15 protein-coding genes (1 of these 15 running past the window's edge) are annotated in these 21306 nt (G+C 68.0%); 8 read left to right on the top strand and 7 right to left on the bottom strand.

Annotation, left to right across the window (positions count from 1 at the left end; translation table 11 throughout):
• Positions 1-470 precede the first annotated feature (470 nt).
• The 3 genes from pip to panB all read right to left on the bottom strand — a co-directional run bounded on the left by pip (position 471) and on the right by panB (position 3620).
• On the bottom strand, positions 471-1445 hold the full coding sequence (pip, locus tag SD37_RS35200) for a prolyl aminopeptidase (protein WP_044854740.1): 975 nt from the start codon (positions 1443-1445) through the stop codon (positions 471-473).
• Positions 1446-1534: 89 nt separating this feature from the next.
• Positions 1535-2509: a right-handed parallel beta-helix repeat-containing protein gene (locus SD37_RS35195; protein ID WP_044854741.1), complete on the bottom strand. Its 975-nt coding sequence runs from the start codon at positions 2507-2509 to the stop codon at positions 1535-1537.
• A gap of 235 nt (positions 2510-2744) precedes the next feature.
• The gene (gene panB, locus SD37_RS35190) at positions 2745-3620 is read right to left on the bottom strand and encodes a 3-methyl-2-oxobutanoate hydroxymethyltransferase (RefSeq protein WP_037303432.1); all 876 of its coding nucleotides are present in this window, start codon (positions 3618-3620) and stop codon (positions 2745-2747) included.
• A 248-nt stretch (positions 3621-3868) separates the two neighbouring features.
• On the opposite strand from panB, the gene lysX reads away from it, so the two are divergent.
• Both lysX and SD37_RS35180 read left to right on the top strand, forming a co-directional pair.
• Positions 3869-7186, top strand: coding sequence for a bifunctional lysylphosphatidylglycerol synthetase/lysine--tRNA ligase LysX (lysX, locus tag SD37_RS35185; RefSeq protein WP_044854742.1), 3318 nt, complete (start codon positions 3869-3871; stop codon positions 7184-7186).
• A gap of 144 nt (positions 7187-7330) precedes the next feature.
• Positions 7331-7927: a DinB family protein gene (locus SD37_RS35180; RefSeq protein WP_044854743.1), complete on the top strand. Its 597-nt coding sequence runs from the start codon at positions 7331-7333 to the stop codon at positions 7925-7927.
• Here SD37_RS35180 and SD37_RS35175 read toward each other — a convergent pair.
• Positions 7924-8460 carry a methylated-DNA--[protein]-cysteine S-methyltransferase gene (locus SD37_RS35175; RefSeq protein WP_044854744.1) on the bottom strand — a complete coding sequence of 179 codons (537 nt, stop codon included), beginning with the start codon at positions 8458-8460 and terminating at the stop codon, positions 7924-7926. The genes SD37_RS35180 and SD37_RS35175 overlap by 4 nt on opposite strands.
• Positions 8461-8567: 107 nt before the next feature.
• Here SD37_RS35175 and SD37_RS35170 point away from each other — a divergent pair, with 107 nt between their 5' ends.
• Complete coding sequence (locus tag SD37_RS35170) at positions 8568-9194, top strand: VOC family protein (protein ID WP_044854745.1); 627 nt, start codon at positions 8568-8570, stop codon at positions 9192-9194.
• Here SD37_RS35170 and SD37_RS35165 read toward each other — a convergent pair.
• Both SD37_RS35165 and secA2 read right to left on the bottom strand, forming a co-directional pair.
• The gene (locus SD37_RS35165) at positions 9165-10922 is read right to left on the bottom strand and encodes an NAD+ synthase (protein WP_044854746.1); all 1758 of its coding nucleotides are present in this window, start codon (positions 10920-10922) and stop codon (positions 9165-9167) included. The two genes, SD37_RS35170 and SD37_RS35165, sit on opposite strands and share 30 nt — an antisense overlap.
• 223 nt (positions 10923-11145) lie before the next feature.
• Positions 11146-13473, bottom strand: a complete 2328-nt coding sequence (secA2, locus tag SD37_RS35160) for an accessory Sec system translocase SecA2 (RefSeq protein WP_044854747.1) — start codon at positions 13471-13473, stop codon at positions 11146-11148.
• 150 nt (positions 13474-13623) lie between these two features.
• Here secA2 and SD37_RS35155 point away from each other — a divergent pair, with 150 nt between their 5' ends.
• Complete coding sequence (locus SD37_RS35155) at positions 13624-15195, top strand: alpha/beta hydrolase (RefSeq protein ID WP_201788933.1); 1572 nt, start codon at positions 13624-13626, stop codon at positions 15193-15195.
• Between the two features lie 52 nt (positions 15196-15247).
• The gene (locus SD37_RS35150; RefSeq protein ID WP_044854749.1) at positions 15248-16807 is read left to right on the top strand and encodes an alpha/beta hydrolase; all 1560 of its coding nucleotides are present in this window, start codon (positions 15248-15250) and stop codon (positions 16805-16807) included.
• Positions 16808-16884: 77 nt separating this feature from the next.
• On the opposite strand, the gene SD37_RS35145 is transcribed toward SD37_RS35150, so the two are convergent.
• On the bottom strand, positions 16885-17565 hold the full coding sequence (locus tag SD37_RS35145) for an LppX_LprAFG lipoprotein (protein ID WP_044854750.1): 681 nt from the start codon (positions 17563-17565) through the stop codon (positions 16885-16887).
• 89 nt (positions 17566-17654) lie between these two features.
• Between SD37_RS35145 and SD37_RS35140 the strand changes: the two genes are divergently transcribed.
• The 3 genes from SD37_RS35140 to SD37_RS35130 form a co-directional block, all read left to right on the top strand.
• The gene (locus SD37_RS35140; protein ID WP_145926807.1) at positions 17655-18920 is read left to right on the top strand and encodes an MFS transporter; all 1266 of its coding nucleotides are present in this window, start codon (positions 17655-17657) and stop codon (positions 18918-18920) included.
• 68 nt (positions 18921-18988) lie between these two features.
• Complete coding sequence (gene glnA / locus SD37_RS35135) at positions 18989-20332, top strand: type I glutamate--ammonia ligase (protein WP_037303423.1); 1344 nt, start codon at positions 18989-18991, stop codon at positions 20330-20332.
• Positions 20333-20346: 14 nt separating this feature from the next.
• Positions 20347-21306, top strand: the 5' portion of a protein-coding gene (locus SD37_RS35130; RefSeq protein WP_044854752.1) for an amidase. It continues 603 nt past the right edge of the window; 960 of the gene's 1563 nt are visible here — the first part of the coding sequence; its start codon is at positions 20347-20349; the stop codon falls past the right edge of the window.

Genomic DNA, 21306 nt, shown 5'->3' with positions numbered 1-21306 from the left:
CTACACTTCTTCGGGTGGGCAATTGAGGCTAAGTTCGAGAGAATCCGACTTGAATCTTGCGAAGGTGCGTCGCAATAAATCTTCCTGATGGCGGGTCTTGTTACTGTGCGAAATTAGAGGAGGGCGCTCTGCGGGAAATTGTGATCTGCTCGTCGAGGTGCTCTCGAAATCTGTTTTCAGTGCTTCGTCTAGAGTTCAATGTCGAGTGTAAGTCGCATGCGAGCGGGCGGACTCTTGTCGACGGTCTGTGGTGGCGACGGGTGAACTTCCTGGTGGAGCGGTCGAGAGAATTCAATTCACTATGCATGAACTGCGCAGGAATTCAGTGCCGCATTTCGCCAAGGTGCGACTTGTGGCCGAATCAAATATAACGAAGCAAGTGCTTCTGAGAAATGTCATCGATGCATTCGGTGATGATTGGGAAGATCGTGACCTTTCGGGCGTTACCGAGGATGAAGGGTCGGAATGTGCTATTGCTCCCCTAGCGAAGTGTGCCGAAAGAGATCCGTCGCGGCCCGAAGCGCCGCCAGCATCCCCGGATCCGTCACCGCGTGCCCGGCCGCCTCGACGAGGTCCAGCTTCGAGTCTGGCCAAGCCCGGTGCAGCTCGTACGCCGTCACCGGCGGGCACACCGCGTCGTAACGCCCCTGCACGATCACGCCGGGAATCCCGGCGAGCTTCCCGGCCTCCCGGATCAGCTGCCCTTCTTCGAGCCAGGCCCCATGGCAGAAGTAGTGCAACGCCAGCCGTGCGAAGGTGACGGCGAAGTCCGGTGACGCGTATTGGTTGTGGAAAGCGGGGTCCGGGCGCAGACACACCGTCGCGCCTTCCCAAGTACTCCAAGCGATGGCGGCCCGCTCCCGGATCACCTGATCGGGGTGATAGACGAGTTCGCGGTAGGCCGACATCGGATCGTCGCGTCGGTCTTCGGGGATCGGCGCGAGGAAGGCCTCCCACTCGCGCGGGAAGAGGTTCGCGGCGCCGCCGTTGTAGATCCAGTCGAGTTCGCTCCGCCGGACGGTGAAGACTCCGCGCAGGATGATCTCGCTGACGCGGTTCGGATGGGCTTCGGCGTAGGCGAGGGCGAGGGTTGCGCCCCACGAGCCGCCGAAGAGCTGCCATTGCTCCAGATTCAGCCGTTCGCGCAGCTTTTCCATGTCCGAGACGAGGTGCCAGAGGGTGTTGACCGACAGATCGACGTCCGGCGCGCTGATCTGCGGAGTGCTGCGGCCGGCGCCGCGCTGGTCGAACAGGATGATCCGGTAGACCTCGGGATCGAAATGCCGTCTGGTCATCGGAGAGATGCCGCTACCAGGGCCTCCGTGCAGGACGACGACCGGTTTTCCGTCCGGGTTGCCCGCCTCCTGGCAGTAGATCCGGTGCCCGTCGCCGACGTCGAGCATGCCCTCGGCGCGCACGTGGATCGGCGGGTACAGATCGTCCATACGGACACTCTGCCCGAATCGGCGAGTGTCCGAAGGGTGGGGGCCCGCCCCCGCCGCCGGGCTGAGCGGGCCCCCGGTCTTCGGTCGCGTCAGCAGCCCGCCGTGGCGGCCACGTTCGCGAATCCCTTCCCGGCGTTGGTCACCTTGTTGCTGGCGCAGACCTTGTTCCCCGTAGCGGCCTTCACCAGGTAGAAGCCGTACGCGTAGCTGGACTGCACGTCCGCGGTGTTGCCGGAGAAGGTGTTGCCGCGGCCCCAGCCGTCGAGCTGGACATGGACTTCGAAGCCGCCGTAGGTCGCGTTGTGCACGAAGACCTTGGTGCCCCGGTTGTCCGCGACCACGTAGTTGTTGCCCTTCAGGTCCACCCAGCTGTCGGCGAAGTGCTCGCCGCTCTGCCCGGTCCCGTCGAAGACGTTGCCGCGCAGTTCGCCGCCGGTGGTGCCTTCCTTGATGTCGATCGACTCGGCGCGCACGTTCGGGCCGATCTTGTTGTTCAATGCCTTGTTGCGGTCGCTGCGGTCGGGGATGCCGCTGGGCCAATTGCCGTTCGCGGAACCGAAGTAGATGCCTTCGCCGTAGCCCGCGTACTCGCGGCCGGTGTCGGTCACCTCGGAGTTCTTCACGACGTTGTCGGTGCTCGTGTACTGGAAGTGGATGCCTTCGTGGCCGACGCCGGTGACCTTGACGCCGTCGACGACAGTGTTCTTGACGCCGGTCGCCATCAGGCCCTTCTGGCCGCCGGTGATCGTGAAGCCGATCAGGTTCCAGAAGCTGCCGGTGAGTTCGAGCGTGCGCCCGGCCGCGGCCTTGATGACCGCGCTTCGCGGCCCCTTCAGCGTGATGCGGCTGCTGGAGGTGCCACTCTTCGCCGCCTTGAAGTTGCCGGTGAAGGTCGTGTCGGCTGCGAGTTCGATGACGGTGCCGGGAGTGACCGAAGCGAGCGCCGCCGACAGCTGCGCCGAAGTCCCTACGCGGACCGTCGCGGCCTGTGCCGGGTACGCCGCCAGGGTCGACAGCAGGGCGGCGCCGGCCGCGAGGGCCAGAACCCGCTCACGAACACGCATCCGTGGTCCTCCTCGTCGAGGGATCGAAGCTTGGTCGTGGCGGCGACGGCTAGACCGTAAAGCAGCTTTCGAACGCTAGTCAAGGACATGATTGAAGTTCATATACGTGAACAACTAAAGGAGGGTCCGCAGTCACCACCCACCCGAAAAGAGAGCAAGGGACCTTTGCTATCGCTCCAGCTGGGGAAGGCGATAGCAAAGGTCCCTTGCTCTCTTTGTGCAGGTCAGAGGCGGGTCAGTCGTGGAAGGAGTGCTCCGGAGCCGGGAACTCGCCTCGCCGGACGTCCTCCGCGAACGCCGACGCGGCTCCGGCCAGCACGCCCGCCAGATCGGCGTACTTCTTCACGAACCGAGGTGTCTTACCGCGCCGAAGCCCGGCCATGTCCTGCCAGACGAGCACCTGCGCGTCGCAGTCCGGCCCGGCGCCGATGCCGACGGTCGGGATCTTCAGCTCGTGCGTGATCCGCTTCGCCGCCTCGGCGGGCACCATCTCCATGACGACCGCGAAGGCGCCTGCCTCCTCCAGGGCGAGTGCGTCGGCGAGCAGCGCGTCGGCCGCTTCGCCGCGTCCCTGGACCCGGTAACCGCCCAGATTGTGTTCACTCTGTGGGGTGAATCCGATATGTCCCATCACGGGGACACCGGCCGACGTCAGTGCCTCGACATGGGGAGCGAACTTCCGCCCGCCTTCGAGTTTCACCGCGTGCGCGCGGCCTTCCTTCATGAACCGTACCGATGTCTCGAGCGCCTGCTGCGGCGAAAGCTGATACGAGCCGAATGGCAGATCGGCGACGACCAGCGCCCGCTTCACCGAGCGGGTCACCGCGCGGACCAGGGGAAGGAGTTCGTCCACGGTCACCGGAAGTGACGTGTCGTACCCGAAGACGTTGTTCGCCGCGGAATCCCCGACGAGCAGCACGGGAATGCCCACTTCGTCGAACAGTGCGGCGGTGTACATGTCGTAGGCGGTGAGCATCGGCCAGGTTTCGCCGCGCTCCTTCATGTCGCGAAGGTGATGTACGCGGACCTTTTTCCCGGGCGCGGCCTGAGGCGCCGCGCCGGTCCCGTACGGTGCGGCGAGTTCGCCGGAATCCTTTTCGCTGGCAGACATCTTTGTCGACCGTCCTTCCCTCGAGGCCTCGCGGAGGTCCCCGGGTCGTGGAGCTGAACAGTTCAAAGCGTGACACGCGCGGATGGGCCCCCCAAGGTCCTGCGACCAGCTTCACACCGCGGTGTCTCCCCCAGGGGCACGCCTGCGGACGACAAGATTCACGACCAGAGGATGATGATCGTTGACAACCACACGGGGTTGTGTGACGTCAAGTAAGGCAGCACCTGTGAGTACCGCGAAAGGCCAGTATGGGAAACCCAGCGAGCCGTGTCTCGCCGTGGAAGGCGAGGGCGGGCGGAATCGTCGCCACCCTCGTGCAGCTCGCGGCCGTGTTCTCGGTGATCCTTCTGATCGCCGGCGACGTGAAGGGGCCCCTGCTCAGGACGGGTGATGTCGCGTTCTCCGCGTTGAGCATCCCGACGAACGCGAGTCTCGTGATCGTCCTGCTGCTCGTCGTCCTCGGCGCCGCCCTCCGCCGCCGCAAACGCGCGGCCCTCTACACGCTGCTGCTGTTCCAGGTCGGCGGTCTCGCGATCACCCTGGCCTGGCAGGCCGCGTTGCTGTGGTGGCCGCACCTGCTGGCGCTGGGCCCCCGTCAGGTCCGGCACATCCCGCACCAGGTGTGGGCGCTGACCATCGCCGACCTGATCTCGATCGGCATGATCGCGTTCCTCTGGATCCTGCGCCCCGCCTTCCCGGCCCGCCTCGCGCCCGGCGCCTGGCGTGACGGCTTCACCGTGCTGTTCGGCGGCCTGGCCGCGGTCATCCTCGTCGGCTGGGGCCTGACCGAGGCATTCCCCGGACGACTCGCCGACACCTGGGAGCGGTTCGCCTGGGTCGTCAACCACACCACCGGCGAGAACATCCAGCTGCGCCGCGTCGGCATCGGCGAAGGGCCCGCGTGGCTCGATCTCCTGCTCGACCTCAGCGCGACCGCCGTCGCGACAGCCGCGCTGTACACACTCTTCCGCGGCGTACGCAGCCGGCGCCTGAGGACGGACGAGGAAGAACTGCGCGTACGCCGCCTTCTCGCCGAACACGGCGAAGACGACTCTTTGGGCTATTTCGCCACCCGCCGCGAAAAGAGCGTCGTCTTCTCGCCGAACGGCCGCGCCGCCGTGGCCTACCGCGTGCTCGCGGGCACCAGCGTCGCGAGCGCCGACCCCATCGGCGATCCCGACGCCTGGCCGGACGCGGTCCGCGCGTGGCTCAACGAAGCCCGCACCTACGGCTGGACCCCCGGCGTGCTCGGCGCCAGCGAACGCGGAGCCAAGGTGTACGCCGACGCGGGTCTGCGCGCGCTTGAGATCGGCGACGAAGCGGTCCTCGACGTCCGCGACTTCAGCCTCGCCGGTCCGGAGCGCCGGTCGGTCCGCCAAGCGGTCAAACGGATCGAACGGGCGGGGTACACCACGAAAGTCCGGCGCCACAGCGAGATCCCAACCGACGAAATGGCCCGGCTCCTGCTGCAGGCGCAGCAATGGCGCGGCGCGGAGACCGAGCGCGGGTTCTCGATGGCGCTCGGCAGGCTCGGTGACCCGAGTGACGGCCGCAGCGTGATGGTGGAGGCGTACGACGCCCAAGGCGAACTGCGCGGCATGCTTTCGTTCGTGCCGTGGGGCCGTCGCGGGCTGTCCCTGGACCTGATGCGCCGCGACCGCGAGGCCGAAAACGGCCTCAACGAGTACATGGTCGCGGAGGTCGTGGCGGCGAGTTCCCACCTTGGCGCACAACGGATTTCGCTGAACTTCGCGATGTTCCGCGCGGTCTTCTCCGAAGGCGAGCGGATCGGTGCCGGCCCGGTCCTTCGCGCGTGGCGTGCCGTGCTGAGCATGGCGTCGCGGTTCTTTCAGCTGGAATCGCTCTACCGCTCCAACGCCAAGTACGGACCCGACTGGGAACCGCGTTTCCTGTGCTATTCCTCGGCTCGGCGGCTGCCGCGGGTCGGCATCGTCGCCGGCGCGCTGGAAGGATTCGTCCCGACAGGACGGTCGGGACGGGCGCTGAAACTGGAGACGGTCACCGAGGAGTTCGTCGCCGAGGTCCACCGCATCGAAGCGAACGCGGCCACTCCCGCGCCGAAACAGGTGCGACGCCCCGACCAGGTCCGGGTACGGATGGCGAAGCTGGATCGCTTGCGGGAAGCCGGAATCGATCCCTATCCGGTCGGTTTCGCCCGGGAAGACCTGCTCGGCGACATCGTGTCGAAGTTCGGCGACCTGAGCCCGGACACCCAGACCGGTCATCGCGTCCGCGTCGCGGGCCGGGTGCTCGCGATGCGCAACCTCGGCGGGCTCTGCTTCGCGCGGGTCAAGGATTTCAGCGGCGAGATCCAGTTGATGCTCGACGCCTCCGTGCTCGACCTCGGTGGCTGGCGGCGAGGCATCGACCTCGGCGACCACGTCGGCGTCAGCGGGCAGGTCGTGACGTCGCGGCGCGGTGAACTCTCCGTGCTCGTCGACGAGTGGACGGTGACGGCGAAGAGTCTGCATCCGTTGCCGGACAAGCGAAAGGGCCTCACCGACCCCGAGACGCGAGTACGGCAGCGCTACCTCGACCTCGCGGTCAACCCGGATTCGACGGCGATGCTGCGGATGAGGTCGGCCGTGGTGCGCGCGGTGCGGGAACGGCTGCACCAGGACGACTATCTCGAAGTCGAGACGCCGATGCTGCAGACCGTGCACGGCGGAGCCAACGCCCGCCCGTTCGTCACCCACATCAACGCCTACGACATGCGGATGTACCTGCGGATCGCGCCCGAGCTGTATCTGAAGCGGCTGTGCGTGGCCGGGGTCGAGCGGGTTTTCGAACTGAACCGGAACTTCCGCAACGAAGGCGTCGACGCGACGCACAACCCGGAATTCACGATGCTGGAGGCGTACCAGGCCTACGCCGACTACAGCACGATGCGGACGCTGACCCGGGAACTGGTCCAGCATGCCGCGGAGGTCGCGTACGGCGCGCAGGTCGTCCGGCGTCCGGGTCCGGACGGGAAGATCGTCGAGTACGACATCTCCGGCGACTGGCCGGTGATCCCGGTCCACGAAGCCGTTTCGGTGGTGCTCGGGGAGAAGATCGACGCGGGTACCTCGGTCGCCGAACTGCAGCGGCTGTGCCGGGCCGCGGGGGTGCCGGTGAACGAGGACGCCGGGCACGGCGACCTCGTGCTGAAGGCGCACGAGCACCTCGTCGAGGGCGCGACCGTGCTGCCGACCTTCTACACCGACTATCCGACCGACGTCTCGCCGCTGACCAGGCAGCACCGGGTGGATCCGCGGTTGGCCGAGCGCTGGGACCTGATCGCGTTCGGCTCCGAGGTCGGCACGGCCTACACCGAATTGACCGACCCGCTCGAACAGCGGCGGCGGCTCGAGGCCCAGTCGCTGCGCGCGGCGAGCGGGGACGTCGAGGCGATGGAACTGGACGAGGACTTCCTGCTCGCGCTCGAACACGGCATGCCGCCGACCGGCGGGCTCGGTATCGGGGTCGACCGGCTGCTGATGATGCTGACCGGGGCTTCGATCCGGCAGACGGTGCTGTTCCCCTTCGTCCGGCCGCAGGGGTAGCAAGGGACCTTTGCTATCGCTTACTCAGCCTGCCTGAGCGAGCGATAGCAAAGGTCCCTTGCTCCCCTCCTGGGCCTTCCTCGCCGAATCGCCTCGGAGAGGCTGCCCCGGATGTAAGGATCCTTCCCAACGGAAGGAGCCACCATGGCTGGAAACGTCCCCCCGGTCGCCGACGAGCGCGAAGGCCTCCTCGCCTACCTCGAGCAGCAGCGGTATGTCCTGCGCATCGCCGCGCACGGCCTGACCGAAGAACAAGCCAGAGCCGTCCCGACGAGAAGCTCCCTGAGCGTCGGCGGCCTGATCAAGCACACCGCCAGCACGGAAAGCGGCTGGATCGACATCGTCCTCCAGAAGCCTTCGAAGCCTATGGACGAGGCGATGAAGGACTACGAAGCCGACTACGTGATGGCTGAAGGCGAGACCGTCGAAGGGCTCCTCGCACGCTACGACGAGGTCGCGCGCCGTACTTCGGACGTCATCGCGGGAATCGCCGACCTCGGACAGCCGGTCCCGGTGCCGAAGGGCGTGCCGTGGTATCCGCAGGACGTCGACGCCTGGTCGGTCCGCTGGGTGCTCTTGCACCTCATCGAGGAGACCGCGCGGCACGCCGGGCACGCCGACATCATCCGCGAGCACATCGATGGCGCGACCGCGGTCCCGCTGCTGGCCGCGGCGGAAAGCTGGCCGGAGACGCCCTGGCTCAAGCCGTGGTCACCCGCCGAGAAGGTCGAGAACGCCTAGAACAACGTCGGTTCGTCCGCCAAAGCGCCTTCGATGACCAGCATCCGGCGCTTGGTGGCGACCCCGCCGCGCGCGGAGAACCCGCCGTCCTTGCCGCCCGCGGCGAGCACGCGGTGGCAGGGCACGATGATCGGGAACGGGTTGCGACCCATCGCCTGTCCCACGGCCTGCGCCCCACCGGGCATGCCGAGGATGTTCGCGATGTCGCCGTAGGTCAGCGTCTTACCGGCGGGGATCGAGCGGATGAACTCGTAGACCCGGTGGTGAAAGTCCGGGACGCCTTCGTAGTCGAGTTCGACACCGGTGAGGTCCGTGCGCTTGCCGTCCATCAACGACACGACGCCGTCGATGGCGCGCTGGACTTCGGCCGGTGGTGCGGATTCGATCGCTTCGGGAAGGCGCGCGGTCAGTCGGGCCCGCGTCTTCTCTTCACTGCCCTCGGGTAGCTGGACCGCCATGACCCCGCGTTCGTTCCACGCGATGCCGCAGTCGCCGATCGCGGTGCCGAACACGGCGTAGCCCGGTGCCGTCATGAACCCAGGGTACGAGACAGGTCCGACAGTTTCGGCTTCACCGCGTTTCGGGCGGGAACACCGTGCCGCGGTGCCGCCGGGGCGCCGTCTGCGGTAGGAGTATGGACATGAACGACCTCGTGCTTGATCACCTCGTCTACGCCGGGCCGGATCTCGAAGAGGCCGTAGCGCGCGTCGCCGATCTGACCGGTGTCACGCCCGTACGCGGTGGCAGGCATGTCGGGCTCGGCACGGCCAACTATCTGGCCGATCTCGGTGCCGGCGCCTACCTGGAGGTGGTCGGGCCGGATCCGGATCAACCCGAGCACGTCGGGCCGCGACCGTTCGGCATCGACGAGCTGGCCGCGCCCGCGCTGGTCACCTGGGCCGCGCGAGTGCGGGACATCGACAACGCGATCGCCGAGGCACGCGAGCGCGGTTACGACCCGGGGGAGGCGTTCGAGATGTCGCGCGCCACCGACGACGGCGAACTGCTGACCTGGCGTCTCACCGGCGCCGGCGGCCTCGACGGGATCGCGCCCTTCCTCATCGACTGGGGGAGCACCCCGCATCCGACGACACGGGGACTCCCGTCGATCCCACTGCTTCTGGTCACCGGTGTCCACCCCGAGCCCGCCGCGGTGGAGACCGCGGTCCGGGCACTCGGGATGGACATGCTCGTCCGGCGTGACGACCGGCCCGGCCTGGTGGCCGTGCTGCAGAACTCAGCGGGGAAGCAGGTCGCGCTGAGCTGACTTGATCACGACCTGACCTTCACGCCAGCCGTTGGTCATCGGCAGCCGCCGGTCCCGGCCGAACGCCTTGAACGTGATCTTGGTGCCCGGCGGGTACTGGCGGCGCTTGTATTCGGCCTTGTCGACCATGCGCACCACCCGGTCGATGGTCTCCGGTTCGAAACCGGCGTCGACCAGGTCGACGTAGCCGCGGTCGCCCTCGATGTAGTCGTCGAGGATGTCGTCGAGCATCAGGTAGTCGGGCAGCGAGTCGCTGTCGAGCTGACCGGGCCGCAGCTCGGCCGACGGCGGCTTCGTGATCGAGTTCTCCGGGATGGGCGGGGTTTCGCCGTTCTTCTCGGCTTCCGCGTTGCGCCATTTGGCCAGATGCCAGACGTGCGTCTTGAACAGGTCCTTGATCGGCGCGAAGGCGCCCACGGCATCGCCGTAGATCGTCGAGTAGCCGACGGCGAGTTCGGTCTTGTTGCCGGTGGCGAGCACCAGGTGACCGTCCTGATTGGACAGCGCCATCAGCAGCATGCCGCGGACCCGGGCCTGGATGTTCTCTTCGGCGAGTCCGGTCAGCTGAAGCTGGTCGACGTAGACCTTGACCATGTCGGCGATCGGCTCGACGCGATAGTGCGCGCCGATGCGGCGGGCGAGGTCCGCGGCGTCGTCCTTCGAGTGGGAGGACGAGTACTCCGAAGGCATCGAAACGCCGTACACGTTGTCGCCGCCGAGCGCGTCCGCGGCCAGCGCGGCCACGACCGCCGAGTCGATGCCGCCGGAGAACCCGAAGGTCACCGACGAGAAGCCGTTCTTGTGCACGTAGTCACGCAGGCCGACGACGAGCGCGTGCCACACCTCGGCTTCGTCCGACAGCGGTTCGCTGATCACTGATTCGGTGCTCGGGGTGTAGGCGGGAACGGGATCGTCGCCGAGCACGCGGCGCCTTACCCGCAGACCGTCGAACTCGCCCTCGGCGGTGTGCCCGCCCGCGTCGAGATCCGTGTCGACCACGAGCAGATGCTCGACGAACTGCGGCGCACGCGCCAGCAACCGGCCGTCCGCGCCGACCACGATCGAGTCGCCGTCGAACACGAGGTCGTCCTGGCCGCCGATCTGGTTCGTGTACACCAGCGGCGCCCCGGCCTCGGCCGCGCGGCGGGCGATCAGCGGCAGGCGGATGTCGTCCTTCGCGCGCTCGTAAGGCGAGGCGTTGGGCGCGACCACGAGATCCACCCCGGCCTTGCCCAGCGCTGAGATCGGGCCGCCGTCCTGCCAGACGTCCTCGCAGATCACCATGCCGACGTCGACGCCGTGGAAGCGGACGATCTCGAGGTCATGGCCGGGCTTGAACCAGCGGTGCTCGTCGAAGACGCCGTAGTTGGGCAGGTGATGCTTGAACTGGCGGGCGACCACTTCGCCGCGGTACAGCGCGGCGGCCGCGTCGCGCGGGCCGGTCTCGTCGAGGTCGAGGTAGCCGATGTAGGTGAGCACCTCTCCGCAGCCCGCTTCGTCGAGGCGGCGGGCGAGGGCTTCGACCATCTGCTTCGAGGCGGAGGCGAAGGCCGGGCGGAGGGCGAGGTCCTCGACCGGATAGCCGGTGAGGGACATCTCCGGGAAGACCGCGATGTGGGCGCCCGCTTCGGCGGCCTTGCGGGTCCATGCGACGGTGAGCTCGGCGTTGCCCTCGAGGTCGCCGACGGTGGTGTTGACCTGGGCCAGTGCGATGCGCAGTTGCGGCATGCCGACATTCTCACCCACCGGCGTCCGCGGGGACGAGTGGATGTGTGGAATCGCCCACCCGGGTCTGGCTCGCCGGGCCGCGGTCAGGAGGGGAGCAAGGGACCTTTGCTATCGCCAGGCCGCTGACCTGGGAACTTGCCGGAAAAGAGAGCGGGGGACCTTTGCTATCGCTCTCCGGAAGAGAGTGATAGCAAAGGTCCCCCGCTCCGTTCCGGGCCCGGACCTACTTCCGCTTGATCATGCTCCGCACCTTCTTGATGGTCTGCTCGAAGTCGGAGTCGAACGGGTTGTCGTGCACCAGATAGGTCCACGTCGTGTTCGCCCGCCGCACACCCGCGTCACCGAGGTCGATCCCGTTCTCGGTGATCTCGGCTTCCTCAAGGGTCTTCGCCGCCCGCTCGGCCGCCTCCGGGATGATCTTGTGGAACTCGGGGATCGCCGCGCGGTGGAACTCGTCGATCGGCGTCTCCCGCGCCAACGCCCGCAGGTGGATGCTCTCCCGCACGTCGGTCAGGAACGCCAGGTGGTCCGACCACAGCTGGTCGATGTGGAACAGCAGCACCTCGCGGCACAGCTGCTCGACGCGAGCCTCGTCGTCGACGGCCTCCGACAGCTCCTTGAACTTCTCCGGGTGCGCCTTCTCCAGCACCTCCGCCGCGTGCGCCGTCCGCAGCACCTTGTCCCGGTGCTCGAGCAGCTCGCCGCGCTGCCGCTCGATCAGCCGCGTGTAGCGCCAGGTGTTCCGGTGGATCTCCAGGTCGACACCCTCGGCGACGCGCTGCGCGTGGTTGATCTGCCGCAGCGCCGCCGGGTCGGTGATCTCGCCGCTGCCCACGTCCGAGCTGATGCCCTCGGGGATGTCCGGCGCGTTCGACAGCACGAGTTCGTCGTTCAGGCTGGCGAAGAACACCGCGCTGCCCGGGTCGCCCTGCCGTCCGGACCGGCCGCGCAGCTGGCCGTCCAGCCTGCTCGACGGGTAGCGGGCGGTGCCGATCACGTGCAGGCCGCCCAGTTCGACGACCTCTTCGCGGCCTTCGCCGTCCTTGCCGCCGAGCCTGATGTCGGTACCGCGACCGGCCATCTGGGTCGAAACGGTGACCGCGCCCTTCTTGCCGGCGTCGGCGATGATCGCGGCCTCTTCGGCGTCGTTACGCGCGTTCAGCACGACGCATTCCAGATCCGCCTTCGCCAGCTTTTCCGCCAGTTCCTCGGATTCGGCGACGTCCTGGGTGCCGACGAGGATCGGCCGCCCGCTCTCGTGCACGCGCCGGATCTCCTCCTCGATCGCGCGCAGTTTCTGCGACGGCGATCCGAAGATCCGGTCCTCCTGGTCCTCACGGATGTTCGGCGTGTTCGGCGGGATGACCGCGACCTCGAGCTTGTAGAACTCGCGCAGCTGCTCGGCGACCGCGACCGCGGTACCGGTCATGCCCGCGACCTCGGGGTAGCGCGCGAGCAGGGCCTGCACGGTGATCGAGTCGAGGATCTCGCCCCGGTCGGTCGCCTTGACCTGCTCCTTCGCCTCGACAGCGGCCTGGAGGCCGTCCGGCCAGCGCTGCAGTTCGGCGACGCGGCCGCGCGCGGCGTTGATCAGCTGCACCTTGCCGTCACGCACGAGGTAGTCGACGTCGCGGGTGAGCAGCGCGTGCGCGTGCAGCGCCACGTTCACCGCGGGCAGCCGGTCCGAGCCGGTCTCGTCGTAGAGGTTGATGTCGTCGCCGAGTGCCTTCTCGACCACCGACGCGCCCGCCTTGGTCAGCCAGGCGTTGCGGCCGTCGGCGTCGGTCTCGTAGTGCAGACCGAGTCGCAGCCGCCGGACGATGTTCGCGACCTCTTCGTCGGCGTCGGTGTGGTCGATCGACCCCGCCATCACCAGCGGCACGCGGGCCTCGTCGACCAGCACGGAGTCCGCCTCGTCGACGATCGCCACCTCGGGAGCGCGCTGGACCAGGTCCTCTTCGCGAGTCACCAGCCGGTCGCGCAGTACGTCGAAGCCGATCTCGCTGACAGCGCCGTACGTGACTTCCTTCGCGTACGCCTCGCGGCGCTCGTCGCGGGAGTGGGCCGGCTCGATCCACCCGACGGAGACGCCGAGCAGGTCGTAGATCGGGCCCATCCACTCCGCGTCACGGCGGGCGAGGTAGTCGTTCACCGTGACGACGTGGACGTGCTTGCCGCGCAGGGCGTATCCCGCCCCGGCCAGCGCACCCGCCAGCGTCTTGCCCTCACCGGTCTCCATCTGCACGATATGCCCGCTGAGCAGGCCCATCGTGCCGAGCAGCTGCACGTCGAACGCGCGCTCGCCGAGTGCGCGCCGCGCGGCCTCACGGCCGAGCGCGCACACCTCGATCAGCTGGTCGTTGCCGAACGAGGCCGCGTCCCGAAGCTTGCCCGCCCGCTCTGTCAGCTCCTTGTCGGAAAGCTTCTCCAACTCGGGCTCGAGCTTCTCGATGGCCGGCAGCAGCGCCTCGTAGCGGGTCAGCTCGACGCTGCCCGGCCGCTGGATGATCCGGCGCAGCTTCTTGCCCACCCGGCTGATCAGTGCTGCCACCCCTGTGCTCCCGTCTGTTTCTTCTGCCGTCCGCACCCGTATCACCAACGCGGTGGTGGTGCGGCCGAGTTCCACGGCCGATGGCACGATCCAACCGTGTCCACTCATGTCAGCGCCAGGTCCCGTGCCCGCCGATTCGCCGCGATCTCGCTGTCCGGCCTGCTCGCCGTCACTTTCGCCGCGTGCTCGTCGGGAAAGGGTAGAACTCAGCCGCCGCCTCCGGCGACCGAATCGCACGCCCCGTCCGGCCAGGTGCCCGCGGGACTCGAAAAGTTCTACGGACAAAGCCTGACCTGGGCCGACTGTGCACCCTACGCGACATCCGATGACGCGAAAGCGGCGTTTCGAGTGAAGGACGCACAATGTGCCCGGCTGACCGTCCCGCTCGACTACGCGAAGCCTGAAGGCGACTCGATCACGGTCGGCCTGCTGCGCCGGAAGGCGCTGGAAACCGACGAAAGGATTGGGGCGCTCGTGGTCAACCCCGGGGGCCCCGGTGCCTCCGGCATGGCGGCCGCAGCCGGTCTGGCCTCCCGGACGGCGACGAACGAGCTGGGCAAACGCTTCGACATCGTCGGTTTCGACCCGCGGGGCATCGGTGCGAGCCAGCCGCAGATCCGCTGCCTGACCGACGCCGAACGCGACGCGGACCGGGCGGACGACAGCGAGACGGACGGCTCACCCGACGGGGTGAAAAAGCAGGAGGCCGAGTCCCAGGACTTCGCGGCCAAGTGCGCCCAGCGGACCGAACACGGCACGGCGATGCTCGCGAACGTGGGCACCCGTGACGTCGTCAAGGACATGGACATCCTGCGTTCGGTGCTCGGCGACCCGAAACTGAACTACGTCGGCTACTCCTACGGAACGCGCATCGGATCCGCCTACGCGGAGGCCTTCCCGGCGAACGTCCGCGCGCTGGTGCTCGACGGGGCCGTCGACCCGGAGCAGGACGCGGTGGAGTCGCTGGTCGCGCAGGGGCAGGGCTTCGGCAAGGCGTTCGGGGAGTTCTCCAACTGGTGTGCCGCGCGGGAGGACTGCGCGCTGGGACGCGACGCCGCAGGGGTGACGAAGGCGTTCCAGGACCTGGTGCGGCCGCTGATCGACTTCCCGGTCCCGGTCGGCGACGGCCGGAAGCTGTCGTACGAGGACGCGACCACCGGCGTGATCCAGGCCCTCTACCAGGAAGATCTCTGGGAAACGCTGAACACCGCGCTCAACGAACTGAAGCGTCAGCGCGGCGACGCCCTGGAAAAGCTGGCGGACCTCTACAACGAGCGCGGCGCCGACGGCCGCTATGGGACGACGCAGGACGCCTTCGTCGCGATCCGGTGCGTCGACGACCCGCGGGTCACCGATCCCGCGAAGATCCTCGACGCGCAGAAGCGGTACGCGCAGGCGGCGCCGTTCCTCGACGACGGCAAACCGGACGGTTCCGCACGCGATTCCTGCGCCTTCTGGCCGGTGCCCAACACCTCCGAGCCGCACCAGCCCCACGTCGAGGGTCTCCCGAAGACGCTGGTCATCTCGACGACCAACGACCCGGCGACGCCCTACCAAGCGGGCGTCAACCTGGCGAAAGCGATCAAGGGAGCTTTGCTGACGTTCGAGGGCAACCAGCACACGGTGTTCCTCCAGGGCGTGCCGTGCGTCGACCAGATCGGCATCAAGTACCTGGTGGACGGCGCCGTGCCGGACGAGGGCACACGCTGCGCGGCGAAGTAACGAGTTCGGCGCGAAGGCCTGCGACAGGCCGGGACGCTGCGAAGATCGCGAGATGAGCCTTCGCCGCGTCCCGGTCGTGCTCGCCGCCGTGCTGGTCGCTTCGTGCACGACGCAGCAACAGCCGCAGCCCGCGCCGTCGGCCCCTCCGCAGGCCCCGACGACCTCTGTGTCGCCGACTCCAGATCCGAAGGCACTCGAGAAGTTCACAGGGCAGAAGCTGGCATGGGGTCAGTGCGCGGGCTTCACGGACAAGGCGTTCGACTGCGCGAAGCTCACCGTCCCACTCGATTACCTGAAGCCGGACGGCGAGACGATCTCGATCGGCGTCCTCCGGCACAAAGCGAAGAAGGCCGATCAGCGGATCGGGTCGCTCGTGATCAACCCCGGTGGGCCCGGTGGCTCGGGCGTTTCGGCTGCGGCGCGCATCGCGAAGTCCCGTCCCGCGGCCACCTTGGCCACGCGGTTCGACATCGTCGGATTCGACCCGCGCGGCGTCGGGACCAGCGACCCGAAGCTCGTCTGCCTCACCGACGCCGAACGCGACGCGGACCGTGCCGAGGATTCGGAGAGCGACACGACCCCCGGCGGGATCGCGAAGCAACTCGCCGACGCCAAGGCGTACGCCGCGAAGTGCGTCGAGCGCACGAAGCACGGCCAAGAGATGCTCGCCAACATCGGGACCAGGGACGTCGTCCGCGATCTCGACGTCCTGCGCTCCGCCCTCGGCGACGAAAAGCTCAGCTACCTGGGCTTTTCGTACGGCACGCAGATCGGGACCGCCTACGCCGAGGCCTACCCGGACAAGGTGCGGGCGCTGCTCCTCGACGGCGCGGTCGATCCCGAACTCGACACCGCCGAATCGCTCGTCACGCAGATGGCGGGCTTCCAGAACACGTTCGCCGAATTCGGCAAATGGTGCGCCGCCCGCCAGGACTGCGCGCTCGGCCGCGACGCCGGCGCGGTGACGAAGGCGTTCCAGAACCTGGTCCGGCCGTTGATCACCAAGCCCGTGCCTGCCGGAAACCGCGAACTCTCGTTCGAGGACGCCGTCACCGGAACCAGCGCCGCCCTGTACTCACAGGACGCGTGGAAGTTCCTCAACGACGGGTTCGCCGAACTCAAGCGGGGGAGCGGCAAAACCCTGGTCGCGCTCGCCGACAGCTACTACGGCCGTGAGTCGGACGGCCGGTACACCGGGATCCTCGACGTCTACTTCGCCGTCCGCTGCGTCGACAGCACGCGGATCACCGACCGCCGCGTCATCGACGGCGCCCACGAGCGGATGTACCAGGGCGCGCCGTTCCTCACCGGTGGCACGCCGGACATGAGCGAACTCGACATCTGCTCGGTCTGGCCGGTCCCCGCGACCTCCGAGGTGCACAAACCGGACGTCAAAGGCCTGCCGCGGCCATTGGTCATCTCGACCACCGACGATCCGGCGACCCCGTACGCGTCCGGCGTGAACCTCGCCCGGGACCTCAAGGGAGCTTTGCTCACGTTCGAGGGCGCGCAGCACACCGTGTTCCTCGACGGCAACGAGTGCGTCGACGGCGCGGGCTTCGCGTACCTGATCGACGGCAAATTGCCCCCACCCGACACGCGCTGCACCTAGCGGGGAGCAAGGGACCTTTGCTATCGCCACACCCGCTGACCTGGCCTTTTCGCCCCCAGGGAAGCAAGGGACCTTTGCTATCGCCCGTCCCCGACGACCACCGCGTTATGCCTGGTCAACGCCAGTTCCAACATCACCGCGAACTCCTCCGGCCGCGTCGGCGGCACCTGCACCCAAACCCGCACCAGCCGCCGCGGCTCGTCCCGCGAAATCCACAGCTTCACGAACACGTCCGACTTGATCTCCGGCACGATCCCGCCGATCACCGCGGCCGGCACCTTCGCGCCGATCCGGAGCGAGTCGGTGTCCTGCACCCGCTCCCACCGCTCGCCCCGCAAATCGGTCGCCCCGAGCAGCAGCCGCCGCAGCCCACCATCGGCCCCGAGCATCGCGCGCGGCGTGTAAGGCGCCGAAGCCGGAATCACCCGCTCCACGTCAGGACCACTGAGCGTGATCTCCGAACCGGACAGCCGGTACTTGGCCTTCACCCGTTCGAAGTCATTCTGCAGATCGGCATTACCGACCGCGCTACCGTCCCGGCCGCCCTCAAGGCTGATCTCGCCGTCGAGCCCGCGCACGGGAAGCCCGGTGACGACGCCGTTCACCCCGAGTTTGAACCGCACACTGCGCAACGAGACGAGGGAGTCGGCCGCCGCGCTCACGAATTCCTGGGCAGGCGGCAACGGGGGAGACCCCGCGCAGCCGCCGATGAGCCCGATCGTGAGCAGCAGCGCCGGCACGAGGTGACGGCAGCGCATGGCCAGAGCCTATGGCCTTGGCCCGAATCTTTCGCATGGTGTCCTTCCAGCCGCTTCCGCCGGAAGCCACCGGCGATGACGCTGTACCCGTGCAACCTGAGACTCGACTCCACCGAGCGTGGTTCGTCGCCGCTGCCGCATTCATCGCCCTCCTCGCCGCCGCCGGTTTCCGCGCTGCCCCCGGCGTGCTCATCGACCCGCTTCACAACGAGTTCGGCTGGTCCCGCGCGACGATCGCGTCAGCCGTCTCCGTGAACCTCGTGCTCTACGGCCTCTTCTCTCCCTTCGCGGCGGCTCTCATGGAGCGCTTCGGCATGCGACGCGTCGCTTCGACGGCGCTCTTCGTCGTCGCGATCGGCGCGGGCGGCACGGTGTTCATGAGCGCGAGCTGGCAGCTCATCCTCTGCTGGGGTGTCCTGGTCGGCGTCGGCACCGGTTCGATGGCGATGAGCTTCGCCGCGACGGTCGCCGCCCGCTGGTTCGTCCGCAGCCGCGGCGTCGTCACCGGCGTCCTCACCGCCGCGGGGGCCACCGGCCAGCTGATCTTCCTCCCGATCGTGGCGAACCTCGCCATCGACGAAGGCTGGCGCACGGCGTCGCTCGTCATCGCCATCGCCGCCCTGGCCGTCGTCCCCGTCGTCCTTCTGGTGGTCCGCGATCACCCGTCCGACGTCGGCACGACCGCGTACGGCGCGGAGCCCGGCGAAGTCGCCCCCACCCCTCGTACGGGTGGTTCGGCCCGTCGCGCACTCTCGGTCCTCGGCTCGGCGGCACGCACGAGGACGTTCTGGTTGCTCGCGGCCGGTTTCGCGATCTGCGGCGCCACGACGAACGGCCTGGTCAGCACCCACTTCGTCCCCGCGGCGCACGACCACGGCATGCCACAGACCACCGCCGCCGGCCTGCTCGCCCTTGTCGGGATTTTCGACGTCGTCGGCACGATCGCCTCCGGCTGGCTCACGGACCGGGTCGATCCGCGGATCCTTCTCGGCGTCTACTACGCCCTTCGCGGTGTCTCGCTCGCCCTGCTTCCGCAACTGCTGAGCGGATCGGTCGAACCGAGCATGTGGGCGTTCATCGTCTTCTACGGCCTCGACTGGGTGGCGACGGTCCCGCCGACGGTCGCGCTCTGCGTCCGCCAGTTCGGCGCCGCCGGACCGATCGTCTTCGGCTGGGTCTTCGCCAGTCACCAGCTCGGCGCCGGTCTCGCGGCCTTCGGCGCCGGCGCGATCCGCGACTCTTCCGGCAGCTACGCGCTCGCCTGGTACATCGCCGCGGGTCTCGCCGTGCTCGCTTCGGTCGCTTCGCTGTCGATCACGAAGGCGGCAAAACCCGAAGCGGTTCTCGTGGCGTGATCAACCACTTCCGGTCGAACGGCGCGTCGCGAAACATGTCGTTAACACGTTCTCGTTAGGGTGCGGCCATGGATCGCCAGCAGGAGTTCGTGCTCCGCACCTTGGAAGAGCGCGACATCCGTTTCGTCAGGCTCTGGTTCACCGACGTGCTGGGGTTTCTCAAGTCCGTCGCCGTAGCGCCCGCCGAGCTCGAGGGCGCCTTCAGTGAGGGGATCGGCTTCGATGGATCGGCCATCGAAGGATTCGCGCGCGTCTACGAATCCGACATGGTCGCGAAGCCGGACCCGGCCACGTTCCAGGTGCTGCCCTGGGAGACCCCGGACGGCGGCCCGTACTCGGCACGCATGTTCTGCGACATCGCGATGCCCGACGGCTCCCCGTCCTGGGCGGACCCCCGGCATGTCCTGCGCAGGCAGCTCTCGAAGGCGGCCGAAGCGGGTTTCACCTGCTACGTCCACCCGGAAATCGAGTTCTTCCTGCTCGCGAGCCTGCCGGACGACGGCAGCGAGCCCGAGCCGGCGGACAACGGCGGGTACTTCGACCAGGCCAGCCACGCGACCGCGACGCACTTCCGCCGTCACGCCATCGAGACGCTCGAGGCGATGGGGATCTCGGTCGAGTTCAGCCATCACGAGGGCGCGCCCGGCCAGCAGGAGATCGACCTCAGGTACGCCGACGCGCTGACCATGGCCGACAACGTGATGACCTTCCGTTACGTCGTCAAGGAGGTCGCGCTCACCCAGGGGGTCCGGGCGACCTTCATGCCGAAGCCGTTCACCAACCAGCCGGGCTCGGGGATGCACACCCACGTGAGCCTGTTCGAGGGTGACCGCAACGCCTTCTACGACGCGGAAGACCCGTACGAGCTGTCCGCGACCGGAAAAGCCTTCGTGGCAGGGCTGCTGCACCACGCGAAGGAGATCTCGGCGGTCACCAACCAGTGGGTGAACTCCTACAAGCGGCTGATCAGCGGCAGTGAGGCACCGACCACCGTGTCGTGGGGCCGGGCCAACCGCTCCGCCCTGGTCAGGGTGCCGATGTACTCGCCGGGCAAGGCCTCGTCACGCCGCGTGGAGATCCGCACGCTCGACTCCGCGTGTAACCCGTATCTGGCCTACTCGGTCATCCTGGCCGCCGGCCTCAAGGGCATCGAAAAGGGCTACGAGCTGCCGCCTCCAGCCGAGGACAACATCTGGCAGCTGTCCGACGCCGAACGCCGCGCGGCCGGATACGCCCAGCTCCCGCAGAACCTCGGCGAGGCGCTGTCCGAGATGGAGAAATCGGAACTTCTGCCCGAAGCGCTCGGAGAGCACGTTTACGACTTCTTCCTGCGTAACAAACGTGTTGAATGGGATAACTACCGCAGCGCGGTGACCCCGTACGAGCTGCGGACCCTGCTTCCGGTTCTCTAGACGAAGGAGACCTGATGGTGCGGCGACCGATGTTCCGAATCTTCACCACATCGGTCGCCGTGGCCATCACGGTGGGCATCGCGCCTGCCGCTTCCGCGGCACCGAAACCCTTCGATCTCGACGCCGCCGATATCCCCGCACTTCAGGCGAGGATGTCCTCCGGAAGGCTGACGGCGGTCGGTCTGACCTCGGCTTATCTCGATCGCATCCGGAAGCTGGACCGGAAGGTCAACGCGGTCATCGCGGTCGATCCGGCGGCGATCGCGCAGGCCGCGGAAAGTGACGGCCGCCGCCGGGCCGGTAAGACGCGAGGCCCCCTCGACGGCATCCCGGTCCTGGTGAAGGACAACGTCGACACCCGCTCGATGCAGACCACCGCCGGATCACGAGCGCTGCGCAGCAAGCCCGCGAAAGACGCCACCTTGATCCGCCGCCTGCGTGCCGCGGGCGCGGTGGTCATCGGCAAGGCGAACCTGTCCGAATGGGCGAACTTCCGCGCCGCCAAACCCACGTCCGGGTGGTCAGGCGTCGGCGGGCAGACGAACAACCCCTACGTGCTCGATCGCAATCCTTGTGGGTCATCCGCCGGATCCGCCGCGGGGGTGGCCGCGTCGCTCGCCCAGGTCGCGATCGGCAGCGAGACCGACGGCTCGATCGTCTGCCCGGCCGGGATGACCTCCACCGTGGGACACAAACCGAGTCTCGGCCTGGTGAGCCGCACCGGCGTGGTGCCGATCTCGGCCGAGCAGGACACCGCCGGCCCGATGGCCAGGCACGTCGTCGATGTCGCGCTGACCCTGTCGGCACTGCAGGGCCGGGACCCGAGCGATCCGGCCACCGGCGAGTACCCGCCCAATCAGCCGACCGATTACGCGTCGCACCTGAGGCCCGGCGTGCTGAAGGGCTCGCGGATCGGCCTCTGGCGGCTGCCGGTCCTCGGCCCCGACGTGGACACGATGATGACGCGGACCAGG

It is taken from the genome of Amycolatopsis orientalis (assembly GCF_000943515.2).
Lineage (GTDB): Bacteria > Actinomycetota > Actinomycetes > Mycobacteriales > Pseudonocardiaceae > Amycolatopsis > Amycolatopsis orientalis.
Note: the sequence above shows the minus strand (reverse complement) of the source record. Positions and strands in the feature narration are given on the sequence as shown.

Excerpts from the sequence above, each read along its gene's own strand:
- pip (WP_044854740.1), bottom strand. The coding sequence starts at position 1,445 with ATGGACGATCTGTACCCGCCGATCCACGTGCGCGCCGAGGGCATGCTC.
- SD37_RS35195 (WP_044854741.1), bottom strand. The coding sequence starts at position 2,509 with ATGCGTGTTCGTGAGCGGGTTCTGGCCCTCGCGGCCGGCGCCGCCCTG.
- panB (WP_037303432.1), bottom strand. The coding sequence starts at position 3,620 with ATGTCTGCCAGCGAAAAGGATTCCGGCGAACTCGCCGCACCGTACGGG.
- lysX (WP_044854742.1), top strand. The coding sequence starts at position 3,869 with ATGGGAAACCCAGCGAGCCGTGTCTCGCCGTGGAAGGCGAGGGCGGGC.
- SD37_RS35180 (WP_044854743.1), top strand. The coding sequence starts at position 7,331 with ATGGCTGGAAACGTCCCCCCGGTCGCCGACGAGCGCGAAGGCCTCCTC.
- SD37_RS35175 (WP_044854744.1), bottom strand. The coding sequence starts at position 8,460 with ATGACGGCACCGGGCTACGCCGTGTTCGGCACCGCGATCGGCGACTGC.
- SD37_RS35170 (WP_044854745.1), top strand. The coding sequence starts at position 8,568 with ATGAACGACCTCGTGCTTGATCACCTCGTCTACGCCGGGCCGGATCTC.
- SD37_RS35165 (WP_044854746.1), bottom strand. The coding sequence starts at position 10,922 with ATGCCGCAACTGCGCATCGCACTGGCCCAGGTCAACACCACCGTCGGC.
- SD37_RS35150 (WP_044854749.1), top strand. The coding sequence starts at position 15,248 with ATGAGCCTTCGCCGCGTCCCGGTCGTGCTCGCCGCCGTGCTGGTCGCT.
- SD37_RS35145 (WP_044854750.1), bottom strand. The coding sequence starts at position 17,565 with ATGCGCTGCCGTCACCTCGTGCCGGCGCTGCTGCTCACGATCGGGCTC.
- glnA (WP_037303423.1), top strand. The coding sequence starts at position 18,989 with ATGGATCGCCAGCAGGAGTTCGTGCTCCGCACCTTGGAAGAGCGCGAC.